At 58.1% G+C, this 16,576-nt stretch carries 17 protein-coding genes; 14 read left to right on the forward strand and 3 right to left on the reverse strand.

Features of this window, described 5'->3' with window-relative positions; translation table 11 throughout:
• The first annotated feature begins 148 nt into the window (after window positions 1-148).
• Complete coding sequence (locus NCT32_RS35780) at window positions 149-652, forward strand: adenylate kinase (RefSeq protein WP_250491426.1); 504 nt, start codon at window positions 149-151, stop codon at window positions 650-652.
• 236 nt (window positions 653-888) lie between these two features.
• On the opposite strand, the gene NCT32_RS35785 is transcribed toward NCT32_RS35780, so the two are convergent.
• Complete coding sequence (locus NCT32_RS35785; RefSeq protein ID WP_250491427.1) at window positions 889-1,188, reverse strand: putative quinol monooxygenase; 300 nt, start codon at window positions 1,186-1,188, stop codon at window positions 889-891.
• 162 nt (window positions 1,189-1,350) lie between these two features.
• Complete coding sequence (locus NCT32_RS35790) at window positions 1,351-2,241, reverse strand: sugar phosphate isomerase/epimerase (protein ID WP_250491428.1); 891 nt, start codon at window positions 2,239-2,241, stop codon at window positions 1,351-1,353.
• Between the two features lie 308 nt (window positions 2,242-2,549).
• Between NCT32_RS35790 and NCT32_RS35795 the strand changes: the two genes are divergently transcribed.
• The 5 genes from NCT32_RS35795 (at window position 2,550) to NCT32_RS35815 (ending at window position 8,778) form a co-directional block, all read left to right on the forward strand.
• Window positions 2,550-3,515: a sugar ABC transporter substrate-binding protein gene (locus tag NCT32_RS35795; protein WP_250491429.1), complete on the forward strand. Its 966-nt coding sequence runs from the start codon at window positions 2,550-2,552 to the stop codon at window positions 3,513-3,515.
• Between the two features lie 89 nt (window positions 3,516-3,604).
• Window positions 3,605-4,726, forward strand: coding sequence for a Gfo/Idh/MocA family protein (locus tag NCT32_RS35800; RefSeq protein ID WP_250491430.1), 1,122 nt, complete (start codon window positions 3,605-3,607; stop codon window positions 4,724-4,726).
• Window positions 4,727-5,196: 470 nt separating this feature from the next.
• Window positions 5,197-6,780: a sugar ABC transporter ATP-binding protein gene (locus NCT32_RS35805; RefSeq protein WP_250491431.1), complete on the forward strand. Its 1,584-nt coding sequence runs from the start codon at window positions 5,197-5,199 to the stop codon at window positions 6,778-6,780.
• Complete coding sequence (locus NCT32_RS35810) at window positions 6,773-7,783, forward strand: ABC transporter permease (RefSeq protein WP_250491432.1); 1,011 nt, start codon at window positions 6,773-6,775, stop codon at window positions 7,781-7,783. The genes NCT32_RS35805 and NCT32_RS35810 overlap by 8 nt, the downstream gene beginning before the upstream one ends.
• 14 nt (window positions 7,784-7,797) lie before the next feature.
• On the forward strand, window positions 7,798-8,778 hold the full coding sequence (locus NCT32_RS35815) for an ABC transporter permease (protein WP_250491433.1): 981 nt from the start codon (window positions 7,798-7,800) through the stop codon (window positions 8,776-8,778).
• Between the two features lie 372 nt (window positions 8,779-9,150).
• Here the strand turns inward: NCT32_RS35815 and NCT32_RS35820 are convergent, their stop codons facing one another.
• A complete protein-coding gene (locus tag NCT32_RS35820; protein WP_250491434.1) occupies window positions 9,151-10,074 on the reverse strand; it encodes a LysR family transcriptional regulator in 924 nt (307 codons plus the stop codon).
• Window positions 10,075-10,376: 302 nt separating this feature from the next.
• On the opposite strand from NCT32_RS35820, the gene NCT32_RS35825 reads away from it, so the two are divergent.
• The 8 genes from NCT32_RS35825 to NCT32_RS35860 all read left to right on the forward strand — a co-directional run bounded on the left by NCT32_RS35825 (window position 10,377) and on the right by NCT32_RS35860 (window position 16,357).
• On the forward strand, window positions 10,377-11,258 hold the full coding sequence (locus tag NCT32_RS35825; RefSeq protein ID WP_250491435.1) for an intradiol ring-cleavage dioxygenase: 882 nt from the start codon (window positions 10,377-10,379) through the stop codon (window positions 11,256-11,258).
• Window positions 11,255-11,605, forward strand: a complete 351-nt coding sequence (locus tag NCT32_RS35830; protein ID WP_250491436.1) for a Dabb family protein — start codon at window positions 11,255-11,257, stop codon at window positions 11,603-11,605. The genes NCT32_RS35825 and NCT32_RS35830 overlap by 4 nt, the downstream gene beginning before the upstream one ends.
• The gene (locus NCT32_RS35835; protein ID WP_250491437.1) at window positions 11,592-12,668 is read left to right on the forward strand and encodes a maleylacetate reductase; all 1,077 of its coding nucleotides are present in this window, start codon (window positions 11,592-11,594) and stop codon (window positions 12,666-12,668) included. The genes NCT32_RS35830 and NCT32_RS35835 overlap by 14 nt, the downstream gene beginning before the upstream one ends.
• A gap of 59 nt (window positions 12,669-12,727) precedes the next feature.
• Window positions 12,728-13,012: a YciI family protein gene (locus NCT32_RS35840; RefSeq protein WP_250491438.1), complete on the forward strand. Its 285-nt coding sequence runs from the start codon at window positions 12,728-12,730 to the stop codon at window positions 13,010-13,012.
• 144 nt (window positions 13,013-13,156) lie between these two features.
• Complete coding sequence (locus NCT32_RS35845; protein WP_250491439.1) at window positions 13,157-13,960, forward strand: SDR family NAD(P)-dependent oxidoreductase; 804 nt, start codon at window positions 13,157-13,159, stop codon at window positions 13,958-13,960.
• Window positions 13,961-14,002: 42 nt separating this feature from the next.
• Window positions 14,003-14,299, forward strand: a complete 297-nt coding sequence (locus tag NCT32_RS35850) for a hypothetical protein (protein WP_250491440.1) — start codon at window positions 14,003-14,005, stop codon at window positions 14,297-14,299.
• A 56-nt stretch (window positions 14,300-14,355) separates the two neighbouring features.
• Window positions 14,356-15,348 carry an inositol 2-dehydrogenase gene (gene iolG / locus NCT32_RS35855; protein ID WP_250491441.1) on the forward strand — a complete coding sequence of 331 codons (993 nt, stop codon included), beginning with the start codon at window positions 14,356-14,358 and terminating at the stop codon, window positions 15,346-15,348.
• A 100-nt stretch (window positions 15,349-15,448) separates the two neighbouring features.
• Window positions 15,449-16,357, forward strand: coding sequence for a LysR family transcriptional regulator (locus NCT32_RS35860; RefSeq protein ID WP_250491442.1), 909 nt, complete (start codon window positions 15,449-15,451; stop codon window positions 16,355-16,357).
• Window positions 16,358-16,576: the final 219 nt, after the last annotated feature.

Genomic DNA, 16,576 nt, shown 5'->3' on the forward strand with positions numbered 1-16,576 from the left:
TGAATCGCACGAATGGCAGAACGCCGATCGCTGACGCCGTGACATTGACGTTCGGACCGCGAGGCGCTTGTCGGCCAATAGGAGACGGTCGACAGGCCCCGGCCAATCGTCGACAATCTGAGGCCGACGAACGCTAAGGCCACGGCTCATGAATCTAACAAGAACCGTTGTGATTGGAAATTCGGGTTCGGGTAAGAGTTGGATGTCGCAGCGACTCGCAGTTCTTACAGGGGGCAACTGGATCGATCTAGACGTGTTCAACTGGGAGCCTAGTGGCTACGGTGTTGCTCGGGAACGGGAAGACGTCATCTCGATGGCGCGTAATGCGGCTCGTGATGAACGGTGGGTGATCGAAGGCATCTACGGCTGGATCGTGTCTAACATTCTGCCAAGCGCGACCGCATTGGTTTGGATCACCCTCGACGAGTCTGAATGCGTCGCGAATATTCACCGACGCGGCATACGCGGCGGAGCGACTCCCCAGTCGTTTGCCGAACTGCTTACTTGGGCGCAAACATATCGATCCCGCACCGGCTCGAGTTCGTATGCAGCACATGAGGCGCTATTCACCTCTTTTCCGTTGGACAAGATATCGCTCCGAAGTCGGGGCGACGTTACCTTATTCTCGGAAGGAAAGTTTCCGGCGCTGTAGGGCAATCGCTCGTTCGAACGCGAAGGCTGAGACCGGCCACTTTCTGCCCTTCGCCTACGGCGTGCAGGCGTCATTCCGGCGGCTGGTGTGCCCCTGAAACCCGCCGCTGTTCAGCGCGCGGTTATCGGCCCGCGGGAACCTTCGATGAGCGCTAGCGATGACGAAGTCGTAGCGCCTTCTTCGAAGGCGAGCGGTCGACGCTCACAGCGACGGCGGAGCGTTGACGGTCGTTGTTGCTAGTTTTGAATCACAACCGGAGCAAGAAAGCGTACCTCCTTGTCGGCGACGAGGTCTCTGGTGGCCTCGTCATAGACGCTTCGATACGGTTTTTGCGGCTGCTCATTGAGCCATTCCTGCGTAGAGCCGTTCCATAACTCGAATAAGACCATATCGTCCGCTGCTTCTGGGTCTTCGCTCAGCACGGCGCTGACGAAAGTCGGCTCCTTGCCCATCGTTTTGATGAGCTCGGCAAGATGCGGTACGAAGCGAGGCTTGGTTCCGGGATGCAGCTTGAAGCGAACATAGAGTGAGAGCATTTGGTCTGTCCTTCAGCGTTTCAGGGCGTTGCACGTCAAGAGGATTGCCAAGACACTAACTGCGAACGCCGCCAAAAAGGTGACGCGGTGTAGCCGCATTGGCAAAACGGCCGCGTAGACAAAGACGCGGCCGTTCCTCTACGGAGTTTCTGCTACAGCAAATCAGTTTTCGAACTGGCTAATGGTCGCGTTGTAGGCACGTTCTGCCATTTTGTCCAACGGGAGCTTGCGCTCGACCTCGGACAGAATCTCAACACCCCAAGGGCCGTTCCAGCCGGTCGCCTGAATTGCTTTGATGAAGCCCTTCACGTCGAGTACGCCTTCGCCCGGCAGGCGGCGCTTGTGAATGGTGTCCATCCACAGCGGCTCGATTGCATAGCGGTCAGCGTCGTCCAGTTCGATGCCCTTGATGAATTCCGGCTTGATAGTGGCGATTTCCTTGAAGTCGACATTGCCACGGCTCAAATGCCAGATGTCGAGCAGAAGGCCTGCGTTTGCCTTGTTCGCGCCTTCGACGATGGCCTTGCCTGTTTCAATTGTGCGGACGTTGCTGAAGGGCATGATTTCCAGCATGACTTGCGTGCCGTGCTTCTCGGCGTCATCGGCGAGCTTGCCGAACTCGTCGACCATGAGCTGGACGTTCGCGGTCTCTTCGCCAATGCCGGGACCGACTTTCACAATGCGAGCGCGCAGTTCTTCCGCCGCCTTGAGGTAGTAATAGCGCATGCTGTCAGACGTGCGACGGCGTTCGCCCGTTTGATACCAGTCGACCAGGAACTCGAACTCGACATGCTTCATTCCATTCGCTTCGAGGATGCGGCGCATTTCCGGGAAGCCAATCTTGTCGGCGGTGGCGTAGATGTCCGAGTGAATTAAACCGATGCCGTCCCAGCCAGCCTTCGCGGCTGCTTCGACTCGGTCCTTGAAGCTGAAGGGACTGATTTCGGTCGGACCGAACGGATAGACATCACCCGAGAGAGTGAAATACGCGGCGACGAGTTCGACCTTGGACTTGGACATGTGAGACCTCTTGTAAGTGGCGACGGGCGGCAAACGCCGGTCGGGGAATCGATGTCCTGAACTATCACGTAGAAGTCACCGCGGATAAACAGCCCTGCAATCGTCATTCCGTAGAGTAAAACTACACAATCACGGATGGCCAGCGTTGTTGCCCGATTCTGGGCTGCCCCGTCGATTCTTGAAGCATCCGGCGGCAATCACTCCTTCGGCATCAATATTTTTCCGGTGAGCGGAAATAACTTTTCGTTCTGTCGCATTTTTCTTTCTGATACCAAGCCTTACTGTGCCTCCACCAAACATCAGAACCCGGCTCCGCCACATGGGCCTATTGGAGACACAGCATGAACTTCCGCAAATCCATCATTTCTTGTTTCGCTCTCGCAGCCATTGCGAGCACCCTTGGTACCAGCGCCCATGCGGCCGACCAGCCCCGTGTTGCGTTGCTCATGCCGACGCAGAGCGTTGAATACTGGGCGCTTTATGCGAAGGGCTTCGAGAAGGAAGCCGCCGCTCAGGGCCTCAAGCTCGACGTGAAGGTAAGCAACTACGACGCAAACGAACAAGCCACTGTGGTCGACCAGACGCTTGCCCAAAAGCCCGACGTCATCGTTCTCATCCCTGTGGACTCGAGCGCCATGGTCCCGTCGATTCGCAAGATTGACCAAGCCAAGATTCCGCTGGTCATCTCGAACTCGATGCCCGACCAGAAGTATTCCAAGTACTGGAAGGTTTTCACGGGCCCCAACGACATCAGCAATGGCGAAGTCGCCGCGAAGACCATAATTCAGGGCTTCAAAGAAAAGGGCTATGGCGACAAAGGCAAAGTCATCGTCATCAACGGACCGATGGGTACGCCGCCTCAAGTTCAGCGCTATCAAGGCTTCGTAGACGGTCTCAAGAAGAATGCGCCTGGAATCGAAGTAGTCGGTTCCCAACCGGCCGACTGGGACGCTGTGAAGGCAGAAGCCGCAGCGTCGGCGCTCTTCACTCAATTCAAGGACGTGAAAGGCGTCTACACGGAGAACGACTCGCAACTTCGCGGCGTCGTAACTGCCGCACAGCGCCTTGGCCTCGACCCGTCGAAGCTTGTAATCGTCGGCCACGGCTGCGACTCCGGTGCGGTGGAAGCCATCGCTGCTGGAAAGGCATACGCCACGGTCGAGCAGTCCCCGTTTGACGATGGTGCATACGCTGCGCGGGCGGCCAAAGACCTCGCGTCGGGCAAGGCGCCGCAAGCCGTTCAGTATTTGCCGAATCCTGCTGCGACCAAGGCGACGCTCAACGTCTGCTACTCGCAGAAGAAGTAACGCACGCTGCAGAGCTGACCGTCGCACACGCGCCGGGACGTTTTGCGCGACCCTTCGGGGTCGCTTTCGTTTGATGAATGGAGACAACGATGAGACGCGAGATTGGCGTAGCTGTGATTGGCACTGGCTTTATGGGAAAGGCCCACGCGCTGGCATACCGAGCCGTGCCCAACGCCTTTCCGGATTCACTGTGGCCGCGATTGGTGGCAGTCGCCGATGCCAGCGAGATGGGCGCTCAGCAAGCGGCCGAGCACTTCGGGTTCGAGCGAGCCACTACCGATTGGCGCACGTTGCTGGACGACCCGAGCGTTCAGGTTGTCTCAATCACGACGCCATGCAGCCTACATCGGGAAATGGCGCTCGCGGCCATCGCCGCCGGCAAGCACGTACATTGCGAAAAGCCGATTGCTCCGTCGGTCGCCGACGCCTTCGAGATGATGAAGGCTGCTGAGGCTGCGAAGGTCGTTACGCAGGTTGGCTACAACTACATTAAAAACCCTGTACTCAAGCTAGCTCGGGAGATGATTGCATCTGGTGAATTGGGTGAAATCACGAGCTTCCGAGGCGTCCACGCTGAAGACTACATGGCCGACCCGGAGATTCCATATGGATGGCGAGTTGACCCTCAGAATGGGGCTGGCGCGCTGGCTGAAATCGGTAACCATATCGTCGGTATGTCCCGATTTCTGCTCGGGACCGTCACCCAGGTCAACGCGCAGCTTGAGACCGTCAACAAAACTCGGCCGGTTGCGCCAGGTTCGTCCGAGCGGCGTGAAGTCAAGGTCGACGACATCGCCCGACTGATGGTTACATTCGAGCGAGGATGCTCAGGGTCCCTCGAAGCGAATTGGGCGGCGACCGGCCGCAAGATGCAGCTCGAGTTCGAGGTCTACGGAACGAAAGGCGCACTGTGCTTCTCACAAGAGCGCTTCAATGAACTCCAGTACTTCAAGGCCGGGGGCGACCCTAGGACATCGGGGTTCACCCGTATCGAAGCGGGCCCGGCTCATCCTCCCTACGAAAACTTCACTGTGGCCGGCGGGCACCAGCTTGGATTCAATGACTTGAAAACCATCGAGATGGCGGAATTCATCGCAGCTATCGAGCACGGCACGCCCACGTTCCCGGACTTCCGAGAAGCCTGGGAAATCCAACGCATTGTCGACGCGGCGATTCGGTCGTCGGCGCAGGGACAGCGAATCACCCTCTAAAGACAGCCACGGGCTCATGTTACGCGCGGTTTGTCGGGCATCACGACCCGACCTCCGCGCGCTTTCTTTTGGGCGCCATGGACAGCACGGATATTTCCTTCCACCGGAAATATCATTTCGCGGCAGCGCATTTTTCTTTTCCAGACGAACTAATAACCTGTGACTCAACAATAACGAAGCCGCTGACGCGAGTTTCTGCCGGAGACGACATGCATTCCTGCGCACGCAGCGATTTCCTGCGATTTTCTCTCCGCAAAGACCACCAACAGCAGCGTCGCTTATGCCGCAGCGCCTTCGGCTCAGTCTGAGTCTTGGCAAGCAAATTGCCCGGCATCGACGCAGGACATCGTTATTCGAGATGTATGCCGTCACCCACACCCGACCAGCTACGCGCAGGAGGTGGGCGACTGTGACAGGCATCAGCCCTTGATAGCGGATGACCGAAGAGTCTCCGCGTTTGGAGGAAGACAATGCTGCAAGACGCGAATCCCGGCGCCGAGCCGGTAGCTACTCAGAGTCTGCTCTGCGCTCGCAATCTCACAAAACATTATGGTGGCGTCAAAGCGCTGACCGGCGTCAGCCTCGAATTGGCGCCCGGTGAGATTCATGCGCTCTGTGGAGAGAACGGCGCTGGCAAAAGCACGTTCATCAAGATTCTCGGCGGGCTCGTTGAGCCTGACGACGGCGAAATCACCGTCGACGGCCACAATCTGAAACTCGGGAGTCGCACCGACCCCCGACTTATCTCCATCGTTCACCAAGAGCTCGCAATTGTCCCGACGCTCTCGGTGCTCGACAACATTCTTCTCGGCGGCGCGGACCAGAGCGAAATCTACCGACGCAGTCAGTATCGCGACTCTGTCCGCGAGCACCTCGACTCGGTCGGGTTGTCACACGTTAAGCTCGACGCTCCGGCGTCCCGACTCAGCCTCGCCGAATGTCAGCTTGTAGAAATCGCGCGGGGCATGTCGCGGCAGGCGAAGGTGCTCCTCCTCGACGAGCCAACTGCCACGTTGTCGGATGCGGAGATAGTTCGAGTCTTTGACGTGGCGCGCAAGCTGCGCGACCAAGGCACCGCAATGATTTTTGTGAGCCACCGGCTCGATGAGGTCTTTGCGCTGACGGACCGGGTCACAGTTTTCCGCAACGGTCAGCACGTCCTGACGCAACGCACCTCCGATATGACGACCGCTGAAGTGGTCAAGGCGATGATTGGACGCGAACTTGTGCATAGCAAGGTCAAGCCGCCCGAGAGTCGCGCTGATATTGCGCCGCGACTGTCGGTGTCCAACCTGACGGTTGCGGACAAGGTCAAAGACCTGTCGGTCGATGTAGCGCCTGGTGAAATTCTCGCGGTCGTCGGTCAGCTTGGTTCTGGGGCTGAAGTCCTTGTCGAGGCGCTCGCTGGCCTTCGCGGTGATATCTCCAACTCAGTCAAGGTGGATGGACAGCCCATCAAGCTCGACAGCATCCGCAGTTCCCTGAAGGCAGGCATTGCATACGTTGCCGAGGACCGTGCGGATAAGGGCGTGTTTCTGGATGCGCCGATTGCTATCAACATCACAGCCTCCGTCATGGCGAAGTTCAGTAAGGCTGGAATCATGCGGCGTGCTGGCGAACAGGAAGAGGCCCGACGCCTCGCGTCGATGTTCGCAATCGACCCGAAGCGACTGCCGCATGAAGTGTCGACGCTCAGCGGTGGCAATCAACAGAAGGTGTCGCTCGCGAAAGCCGTCGCGCTCGCGCCTCGCCTATTGCTGTTGAACGAGCCTACTCGAGGCGTTGACATTGGCGCCCGCGCGGAAATCTATTCGACGCTTCGCAAGATGGCGGACGATGGCTTGGCGATTGTCTTCTACTCGACAGACCTCGAAGAAATTCTGGAACTCGCGGACACCGTTCTCTCCGTCTTCCGTGGTCGTATGGTTCGCCATAAACCTCGATTTGAAATCGATGGTGACACGCTGCTCCACGACATCGTCGCGGGCGATAGCGACGCATCTCACGGACATGTCTCTTTCCGAATCCAACCTGCGGAGATGGGTAATGCATAAGACCGCTATGGAGCCCACTGCACAAGTGTCGCCAACTGCGTTGCGGCGATGGGCATCTGCACTTTTTGGAACGACCAGCATTCATGCCGCGTCGATTCGAATCGCGACGCTCGTCCTTATCGTCGTCGCTGCGGCCATCGTGCCGCACTTCACGGAGTTCGGGAACCTGCAGTCGCTGATGTATTCGGTAGCTGCAGTCGGTATCGGCGCTATTGGTATGGCGCTCGTCACTCTCAGCGGCAATCTGTTCATGCTGTCGATGGGTGCAACAGCGGCAGTCTCGACTGTCATGTTTGCCGCGCTCATTCACTTGGGTTTGGGTGCGACGCTGCTGCTTGTCGTGTTGAGCGGCCTGCTGATGGGTGCCGTTCAGGGCGGAATCATCGCTCTAGGGAAAGCGAACCCCATCATCACGACGATTGCCACCTCGTCAATCATCATCGGCGCAGGCGTCATCTTCACCGGCGGGCTGACGGTCATCGGTAAAGGCGACGCCACATGGCTTGGTCAAGGCAAGCTTTTTGGCTGGCTGCCGACTCAAATCCTGGTGCTGGCCGTTTTCGCTGCAATCGCGAGTTTCATTCTTCAGAAATCGCGCATTGGACGTGAAATCCGCTTGCTCGGAATGCGAGCCGAGGTTGCGCGCATTGCCGGACTTCGGACGATGGCTGCAATACTCGTTTGCTACGCGTTCGCTGGGGCAGCGGCTGCACTCGCCGGCTCCTTGATTGCCTCGTCGTCGGCTCAGGGCAATCTGACGTACGGCATCGACCTCGACTTCAATGCGATTGCCGCCGTGCTGGTCGGTGGTATTTCGATTCGAGGTGGTCGTGGACAGATATCGGATGCGGTCACTGGCGCCATCTTCCTTGCGGTTATCAGCAACATCCTGTTGGTCAGCGGCGTGAGCTACGAATACCAACTGGTCGCAAAAGGCATCGTGGTTCTCGCAGCGGTGGTGTTCGGCGCGTTGCTTGCCCGGCTCGGTCCGGGACGGAAATAATAGGAGACTCGGAAATGGACCAATCTCAACGACTTCTTAATCTGGCGATTCGGCTCGTCCTGCTCGTCGGCATGCCAGTCATCTTCGGCCTCAGCGTCAACCACTACTTCTCGCAGGCCAACCTGTACGCGATTTTTCAGGCGTTTGCGTTCCTTGGAATCATCGCACTCGGTCTTTCGGTCACGATGGTTGCCGGCGAGTTCGACCTGAGTGTTGCAGCAATCTCGACGGTGGCCGGGCTCATCACTGTGAAGTTCGGCGGTGATAGCGCGATGCTCGGCATTTTGTACGCGGTTATCTTCGGGGTGGTGGTGGGCGTTGCAAACGCGGCCTTGTTGCCATGGCTTGGCGTTTCCTCGTTGGTGACAACTGTTGGCTCGATGATGTTTTTGACCGGCGTGGGGTATTGGCTCGCGGGGGGGCGTGTTTTGAGTTACGGCAATCTCGACGTCAGCGACTTTCTCGACCAAAGCGTGGCAGGCATCTTCTCGCCGCGAAGTCTCATCACAATCGCCTGCTTTGTCGTGGTTTCGCTGTTTCTCCGCTTCACCACGCTCGGTCGTGACATTTACGCATCCGGCGGTCATCGAAAGGCGGCGATTCAGAGCGGTGCTCGGGTTGGAAAGGCGCTGACGGTCGGCTTTGTCATTTCCGGTGGGTTGTCGGCTTTGGGCGGAGGCCTGCTCTCGTTGAGCCTGGCGACGGCTTCGGCAACGATGGGAAGCAACATCTTGTTGCAGGCAGCGTCGGCGGCCATTGTTGGTGGCGTTGCTTTGGGCGGTGGCATCGGCTCGCCGCTTGGTGTCGCGATGGGCGTCCTGATTCTCACGATCCTGAACAACGGACTTGGCCTTTTGAATGCAACCTCGACTCAGATTCTTCTCGTGAACGGGCTCTTGCTTCTGATTGTCGTGTTGCTCGATGGACGCCTCGGGGCAGTCTTGGCTTCGCCGCTCGAACGATATGCCCGCAGGAAGAATGCAACGCCGGCGTAGCACGGCATCCCTCCGAATTCGGCCGGCGCGCATCACACGTGTCGGCCGTTTGCTTCTCAATCGAACAAAACATCAAGACCGTGCTGCACGTACGTCACTATTTCGCTTCTGAATCGCGCACCGCCAGCTCTCAAGATTCTCGATATCCTTGCTGAGTTCGTCTGGATGCGGAACTGGCAATCGTCCGACGCCCATCGCTGCGTCGTGGGCATCATCGGCTCCGGTTCCCTAAGTGGGATTTTGTGCTTATAGGGTATGGCCGGTTTTCTCCGAGAAACATGGTTGGGACCGAAATCAGATTTCCGCTGGGCGGAAATATCGTCGAACACGATTCGGCGGTAATGCGCCAAAACCCCACGCGGTGAGCCTCCTTCAAGTTGAAAAGGTCATCCAGCGTTCCTCGAGATTGAGGCTTTTCACGCGCTCAATAAGGAAGTCAGTGAAAACTCTAATCTTTGCCGGCTGATAACGCCGGCTCTGATACGCCAAATTGATGGTCAGACGGGGTAGCTGCCAGTCCTCCAGCACTGGGACGAGACGACCAGACACGATGTCGTCGTGGATGATGTAGAGAGGCTGAACAACGATGCCCAGTCCCGCACGACCTGCGGCGACAATGACCTGGCCTTCGTTCGAGTCCAGGGCGCTGGTGATGGCGATATTGCGTTCTTCTTTTCCTCGACGCAAATGGAGTAGATACGGGTCGACGGCTAAGTTGTATACGAGCATCTTGTGCTGCTCGAGCTCCTCGGGGTTCTGAGGACGACCGTGCTCGGCGAGATAGGCTGGCGAGGCCGCCATTATCCGTCGCGTCTCAGCGAGCCGCCGAATGGTGATGCCCGAGTCTCCCTCGTGCTCCTTCGTGCGAATCGCGATGTCTATTCCGGCTTCGATGAAGTTTTGATACTGGTTCGCCGCGACGATTTGCACCGACAGATTCGGATATCGCTTGAGGAACTCGGGAAGCGCCGGAGCGATATGCATCATCGCGAACGACACGGAGCTGGTGACCCGCAGGACGCCTCTCGGGCTGACGGCCTCTTCGGACGCGATTGCGTCGGCTTCAGCAAGTTCAGATATAACCGCCGTGCAGCGACGATGATATTCGCGGCCCGCGTCGGTGAGCCACATGCGCCGCGTTGTACGTTCAATCAACCTGGCGCCGAGATGTTCTTCCAATGAGCTCAAGGTTCTGCTAGCTGCGGCATTCGACATGTCGAGCTGCTCGGCGGCTTTCGACAAGCTACCTAGGTCGGCGGTGAGCACAAATAGCTGCAATTGCGTCCAGCGGTCCATCGCGTCTCTCTCTTCTATTGCTCGTGGAAAAATCGAACGGGATTCTTCCAGCCGTTGCGGCACAATATGCCGTAGAGACTTGGCGAGATAAACCGATTGGAAATCTCCAGTTTGTAGAGTCCGCTTCTACAATCCACGTTCTTCGCGGAGTTTTGGAAAGGGGGCCGCGCGGGGTTCTAGGTACCACCCATCTATTCTTCCGGCGAGAGGAAATGTCATTTCGCCTGGGGGCATTTTATTTACGCGGACGACCCTTTACCTTTCGTCTTCATACGCCTGAGCGCACAACGGAGACACGCACGATGCGCAACATCAATGAAGACACCATCACCCAAGCCGTCATCGCCTCATTCGCTGACTGCAAGAATGCGAGACTGAGGACCGTGATGACGAGTCTGGTTCAACATCTCCATGCTTTTGCCCGCGACGTCCAACTCACCGAGGACGAGTGGTTCAAAGCAATCAAATTCCTAACAGAAGTGGGTCATATCACCGACGAGAAAAGGCAGGAGTTCATTCTGCTGTCCGACACGCTCGGCCTTTCGATGTTGGTCATGTCGCAGAACAACCGGAAGCCGTCAAACTGCACGGAAGCGACGGTATTCGGACCGTTTTACGTAGAGGGAGCACCCTTGTACAGCAACGGCGATGACATCTCGAACGGCGCCAAAGGTGCACCGTGCTACGTGAGGGGCCAGGTGCGCGGAGCAAACGGCGAGACCGTTGGCAATGCACAAATCGATGTTTGGCAATCGGATGAAGATGGCTTCTATGATGTCCAGAACCTCGACGAGGCCGGCAACGCCGTTCATCGCGGTCGGGGCCGACTGAAAGCTGATGGAGAAGGATTCTTCAACTTCCGCTCGATTCTCGCTGAAGCGTATCCCATTCCACACGATGGGCCAGTCGGTCGCATGTTGACGGCCGTCGGTCGTCATCCGTGGCGCCCCGCACATCTGCACTTCATGATTGAAGCGCCGGGCTACGAGACGCTCATCACGCACGTGTTTCGTGACGGTGACCAATACCTCGACTCGGACGTCGTGTTCGGAGTGCGCTCATCGCTCATTTCCGAATGGAAGCGTCATGAGCCAGGCGTGGCGCCAGATGGAAGAGAACTCGAAATTCCTTGGTATTCGCTCGAATACGACTTCGTGCTCAACCCGTCGGAGGTACACGGGTGATTCGACATCTCGTTATGTGGCGAGTCGCTGGTGACACACCGGCCGAACGCCTGGTTGCCTCGAACCTAGTCAAGACCAGCTTTGAAGGCTTGCGTGGTCGTATCCCCGGGATGCTCCACCTCGAAGTCGGTCTCGACCACAGCAGAGTTGACTATGCATGCGACGTTGTTCTTGTCACCGAGTTCGATTCGCAAGAAGCATTAGAAGCGTATGCGTCTCATCCCGAGCACTTGCGCGTGCGCAATGAGCTGGGCGATTTACGCACGGCGCGATTCCAGGTTGATTACGAAGCAGACTCAGGCCTGAGCGGTGAGCGTACAAGGGAGCACCTTCATGCAAAAGCGTGAGTTTATTTATCAGGCGCGGGCCGGACGAGTCGTGTTTGGCACGGGCAGCTTGCAGCATCTCGAACGCGAGGTGCTGGAACTGAAGTCGGAGCGCGCGCTCATTTTGTGTAGCCCTGAGCAGAAGGAGACGGGCGAGGCGGTTGCTGCCCGACTTGGACAGCGTGCCGCTGGGGTGTTTGATCGCGCCGTCATGCACGTCCCCCTTGAGCTGGCCAAGGAGGCTCGCGCCTTGGCAAGAGAGTTGGAGGCCGACTGTGCAATTGCCGTCGGCGGAGGTTCGACGATTGGGTTGGGCAAGGCAATAGCATTGGAGTCGGACCTGCCGATTCTCGCCGTACCGACGACGTACGCAGGCAGCGAAATGACGCCCATCTATGGCATCACCGACGCGGGCCTGAAGAAGACAGGGACAGACTTTCGAGTGTTGCCGAAAACCGTGATTTACGATGCCGACCTGACAATGTCGCTTCCTGTTGCGCTGTCGGTAACGAGCGGAATCAACGCCATCGCACATGCTGCAGAAGCGCTTTACTCGCGCGACGCCAATCCTGTGACGAGCCTGATGGCGGAGGAAGGCATTGCTGCGCTCGCGCGTGCATTGCCGGCTATCGTCGCGGACTCACGCAACGTCGAAGCTCGTGCCGATGCGCAGTACGGCGCCTGGCTTTGCGGAACAGTCCTTGGCAGCGTCGGCATGGCGCTTCACCATAAGCTGTGCCATACGCTCGGCGGAAGCTTCAACCTCCCGCATGCACAAACGCACACCATCGTTTTGCCGCACGCACTTGCCTACAACCGCGAGGCCGCACCCGACGCGATGCATCGCATTGCACGTGCACTCGGTACAGATGATGCAGCGTTGGGCGTCTATGAACTTGCCAAACGTTGCGGTGCGCCTCTCGGCCTCAAAGATATCGGAATGTCCGCCGAGGATGTTTCGAAGGCTGCCGATATTGCGAGTTCGAATCCGTACTGGAATCCGCGACCGATTGAACGTGAGCCGCTGCTCGCGCTTTTGCGTGACGCCTTCAACGGCGTCGCGCCGCGAGCAGAGACCGCCTGAGGTCCGAAAATGCGCGAGCAATCGGTTCAGTTGCTCGAACGGAAGACAAGGAGACAGCAATGCATTTCACCGTCTACTGCCTTGACCATCCTGGGATGGTCGAGCGTCGTCTTGAGAACTATGACGCCCACAAGGCCTATCTGCAGACCGCCCCGGTCAAGACGCTGATTTCTGGCCCGCTGACGAAAACGGATGGCCAAACGATGATTGGCAGCTTCTTCCTCTACGAAGCTGATGGTATCGAGGAAATCGAGAAGTTCGTCGAGACCGACCCATTCAACAAAGCAGGCATCTGGGACAAGGTCGACATCAGGCCATTCATCAAGCGCGTCGATAACCGCTAGGTCCGCAAGTTCGCGCCATTCTTCGAACGCCTCGCGGAAGCGAGGCGGCGGCAGCGCTCGCCTTGAAAGAAGCAGAGCGCGTCATAGGGAGACAAGCAATCGCTCCGGACGCGCCTAAGAAATCACAAACTTAATGGAGACATCATGCAGACAGGCCTCGACGGGAAGATTGTGCTCATCACGGGTGCCGCGCAAGGCATCGGTCGTGCAACGGCTCTGGGCTTCGCGCGCGAAGGCGCTCGGCTTTGTCTTATCGACATCGACGCGAACGCGCTCAAGGAAACCGAATCTGAACTGCGCGCGCTTGGCACGAATGTGACGATTGCGCAGGCGGATTTGTCCACGGCCGACGGTGTAAAGAGCGGCATCGACGCAGCCCTGAAGTCTTATAACGGCCAGGTCGACATTCTGGTCAACAACGTCGGCTCCGGGAAGGTCCGCACGTTCGAGGAGCTTTCGGACGAGGAATGGGACTTCACGATGAATCTCAATTTCATGAGCTACGTGCGGACATGCCGCTACCTGCTGCCCGTGCTACGTAGCCGTGAGAAGGCGGTAATCATCAACAACGCGTCGGACCTGGCCCGTCAGCCTGAGCCTGTGCCGATTGACTACTCCTCGTCGAAGGCAGCCGTGCTCGCCCTCACGAAGGGCCTTGCGCGAGCCGAAGCGCCGAAGATTCGTGTGAATGCAGTCGCGCCAGGACCGGTCTGGACCCCCTTCTGGACGAAAGAAGGCGGCTTCGCAGACACGATGGGCAAGTTCCACGGAATGGCTCCGAAGGACGCCGTGGAGCACGAGTTGTCTCTGCGTCACTTGCCGCTGAATCGCCTGGGCCAGCCTGACGAAGTGGCCAACGTAATTGTCTTCATGGCATCTGACCTCGCGTCGTTCGTCACTTCAGCGGTTTGGGGTGTCGACGGCGGCAGTATCCGTAGCCTCATCTGAAGTAGTAGGTGTCGAGTGCTTTACCGCTATGAGGACCACGGTATGTCTGCACATCACCACGCCATTGGCGCGAACGTGTCGCAAAGGGAGCGAGCATTCCTCGTCGAAGCGCTCGAGTTGTTAATGCGAGAGCGCTCGAACGCGCTTCGTATCGCGACCGCCGTGGCAAAGGCGCGCGGCGAGCGTCTTCCTGACGTTCGCGACTTTGGTCTCGACGACATCCTGCGACTTAGCAGACAACTTGCGGAAGGTGTGCCTGCTGAATCGCAGGAAATCCGTTTTGACGTCCCAACGGACGTCAAAGAAAGACCGGCAGCCCGTCGCCGACGGGCTGCCTGACCTCAAAATATGAACCGTTAGTCGGACGCTGCTCCGACGAACTGTAGGAGACTGAGATGTTACGTATCGCTGTTCTCGGTGCCGGGCGCATCGGAAGAATTCATGCTGCTAATGTGGCCGGCGACCGTCGAGTGAAGCTCGTCGCAGTGGCTGACCCTTACAAGGAGGCGGTCGAGGCGCTTGCTGCTGACCTTGGATGCGACGCGTCTCTCGATTGCAAATCGGTCGTTGACCGCGAAGACGTTGACGCTATCATCGTCGGCACGCCGACCGACACGCATATCGACCTGACGCTGCAGGCAGTTCGACTGGGCAAGCCGGTTCTCTGTGAGAAGCCCATCGACCTTGACATCGACCGGGCCCTCGCAGCAGTAGAGGAAATCGAGCGTCTAAATGGACGCGTGATGTTGGCATTCAATCGGCGCTTCGACCCGGACGCAATGCGGCTCAAGCAGGCTATCGAGGAAGGCGAAGTCGGCGATGTCCGGCAGGTCGTCATCACGAGCCGTGACCCGGGCCTTGCCCCGCGCGAGTACCTTCGGCACTCAGGCGGAATCTTCCGGGACATGACCATCCACGATTTTGATACCGCTCGCTGGTTGCTGGGGGAGGACCCGGTCGAAGTGATGGCGATGGGTAATCGTCTGGTCGACCCTAGCTTGGAAGAGCTTCCGGACTACGACAGCGTGATGGTGCTGCTGCGTACGGCGTCCGGCAAGCAATGCCATATCAACGGCTCGCGTCAGGCGGTGTATGGCTTCGACCAGCGCCTCGAAGTCTTCGGTTCGAAGGGTATGTTGCTGAACGAAAACCATCGCCCATCGAGCCTCCGCCGCTGGACGAGCGAACGGACTGAAGCGCGTGAGCCTCTGCTCAACTTCTTCCTTGAGCGGCATGCCGACTCGTACAAGGTCGAACTGGACCGCTTTCTGACGGCGCTCGAAAAGAACGCCCCGATGCCAGCAACCCCTCGGGATGGCATTCGCGCGTTGCGAATCGCGAACTGCGCTATCGAGGCCGCAAGCAAGGGCATCGCAGTAAAAATCTAGCTAGCCCAGCTCCGGAAGGCGGAGCCGGGGAAAACTCATGGTTGACAGTCCGTCGGTTTCTGCCCTATATGAAGAATAAAACTCTTCAATGGGGCAGTGCATGGCGCAGGTCGATACTTTCAGCGGCATCGTGATTTTCGTCACCGCCGCGAAGTCTCGCAGTTTTACGGACGCGGCCGAACAGCTCGGGCTCACGAAGTCTGCGGTCGGAAAGGCGATCGCAAAACTCGAGGAACGCCTCGGCGCGCAGCTCTTTCATCGCACCACGCGGAGCATTTCTCTCACTGCGGATGGCGAAGCGTATTTTGCTGCTTGTGCATCCGCGCTTGACGAGATTTCCACCGCGGAAACCGCTCTCGGCCCGGGACTTCAACGTCCCGTCGGTCGTCTGCGCATCGACATGCCCGCGGCTTTTGGTCGACGGATACTCGTTCCCATCCTGCTCGACATCGCGAAAGCCCATCCTGACTTGCAGTTCACGATGACCTTCTCGGACCATTTGATTGACCCGATTGAAGAAGGTGTTGACCTCGTCATCCGCTTCGGAGAACTCGAAAGCTCGAGTGGTTTGGTCGCCCGTCGGCTGACGCGTCAGCGCATGGTGATTGCAGCGTCGCCCGAATATCTTGACCAGCACGGAACTCCGGCGCGACTAGAGGACCTGGCGCAGCACAAATGTATTGTTGGCTATCGACGCGGCGTACCGCTTTCTTGGCGGGTCAACCTCGAAGGCGAGATGCATCGCTTCTCTGCGCCCGGGACCTACCAAATCAGCGATGGCGATTCGATTGTAGAGGCGGCGCTCGCCGGTATGGGACTTTGTCAGATGCCCATGTCGCTGTTACGACCACACTTGGAAGCAGGAACGCTACTATCAGTTCTTGATGACGTTTCGACCGAGCTTATCGACGTGCACGCGGTTTGGCCGAAGGTGGCTCATTTGAGGCCGAAGGTACGCCATGTGGTCGACACCTTGGTCGCACTTGCTGAAGACGGTCGACTGGACTGACTTCGCGAAAGCGCCGCATCCCCAATTCGGTGGATCGACGCACAACGGAAAAGCCGAGATGTTTCTAGTAAAGGCACCGGGCGAATGACCGGTGTCCCTCAGAACGCGACGCTAGGTCAGCAGTGCCGTCACCGACTGCAATGGGTCGAGGCTGTGCGAAAACAAGTGAGGCATCTCGGCGAGGCAGACGGACGGACCTGGTCAATCGACGAGCGGTCG

It is taken from the genome of Caballeronia sp. INML2 (assembly GCF_023631365.1).
In the GTDB taxonomy this organism is placed as follows: domain Bacteria; phylum Pseudomonadota; class Gammaproteobacteria; order Burkholderiales; family Burkholderiaceae; genus Caballeronia; species Caballeronia turbans.

Excerpts from the sequence above, each read along its gene's own strand:
- NCT32_RS35780 (WP_250491426.1), top strand. The coding sequence starts at position 149 with ATGAATCTAACAAGAACCGTTGTGATTGGAAATTCGGGTTCGGGTAAG.
- NCT32_RS35785 (WP_250491427.1), bottom strand. The coding sequence starts at position 1,188 with ATGCTCTCACTCTATGTTCGCTTCAAGCTGCATCCCGGAACCAAGCCT.
- NCT32_RS35795 (WP_250491429.1), top strand. The coding sequence starts at position 2,550 with ATGAACTTCCGCAAATCCATCATTTCTTGTTTCGCTCTCGCAGCCATT.
- NCT32_RS35800 (WP_250491430.1), top strand. The coding sequence starts at position 3,605 with ATGAGACGCGAGATTGGCGTAGCTGTGATTGGCACTGGCTTTATGGGA.
- NCT32_RS35805 (WP_250491431.1), top strand. The coding sequence starts at position 5,197 with ATGCTGCAAGACGCGAATCCCGGCGCCGAGCCGGTAGCTACTCAGAGT.
- NCT32_RS35810 (WP_250491432.1), top strand. The coding sequence starts at position 6,773 with ATGCATAAGACCGCTATGGAGCCCACTGCACAAGTGTCGCCAACTGCG.
- NCT32_RS35815 (WP_250491433.1), top strand. The coding sequence starts at position 7,798 with ATGGACCAATCTCAACGACTTCTTAATCTGGCGATTCGGCTCGTCCTG.
- NCT32_RS35820 (WP_250491434.1), bottom strand. The coding sequence starts at position 10,074 with ATGGACCGCTGGACGCAATTGCAGCTATTTGTGCTCACCGCCGACCTA.
- NCT32_RS35825 (WP_250491435.1), top strand. The coding sequence starts at position 10,377 with ATGCGCAACATCAATGAAGACACCATCACCCAAGCCGTCATCGCCTCA.
- NCT32_RS35835 (WP_250491437.1), top strand. The coding sequence starts at position 11,592 with ATGCAAAAGCGTGAGTTTATTTATCAGGCGCGGGCCGGACGAGTCGTG.
- NCT32_RS35840 (WP_250491438.1), top strand. The coding sequence starts at position 12,728 with ATGCATTTCACCGTCTACTGCCTTGACCATCCTGGGATGGTCGAGCGT.
- NCT32_RS35845 (WP_250491439.1), top strand. The coding sequence starts at position 13,157 with ATGCAGACAGGCCTCGACGGGAAGATTGTGCTCATCACGGGTGCCGCG.
- NCT32_RS35850 (WP_250491440.1), top strand. The coding sequence starts at position 14,003 with ATGTCTGCACATCACCACGCCATTGGCGCGAACGTGTCGCAAAGGGAG.
- iolG (WP_250491441.1), top strand. The coding sequence starts at position 14,356 with ATGTTACGTATCGCTGTTCTCGGTGCCGGGCGCATCGGAAGAATTCAT.
- NCT32_RS35860 (WP_250491442.1), top strand. The coding sequence starts at position 15,449 with ATGGCGCAGGTCGATACTTTCAGCGGCATCGTGATTTTCGTCACCGCC.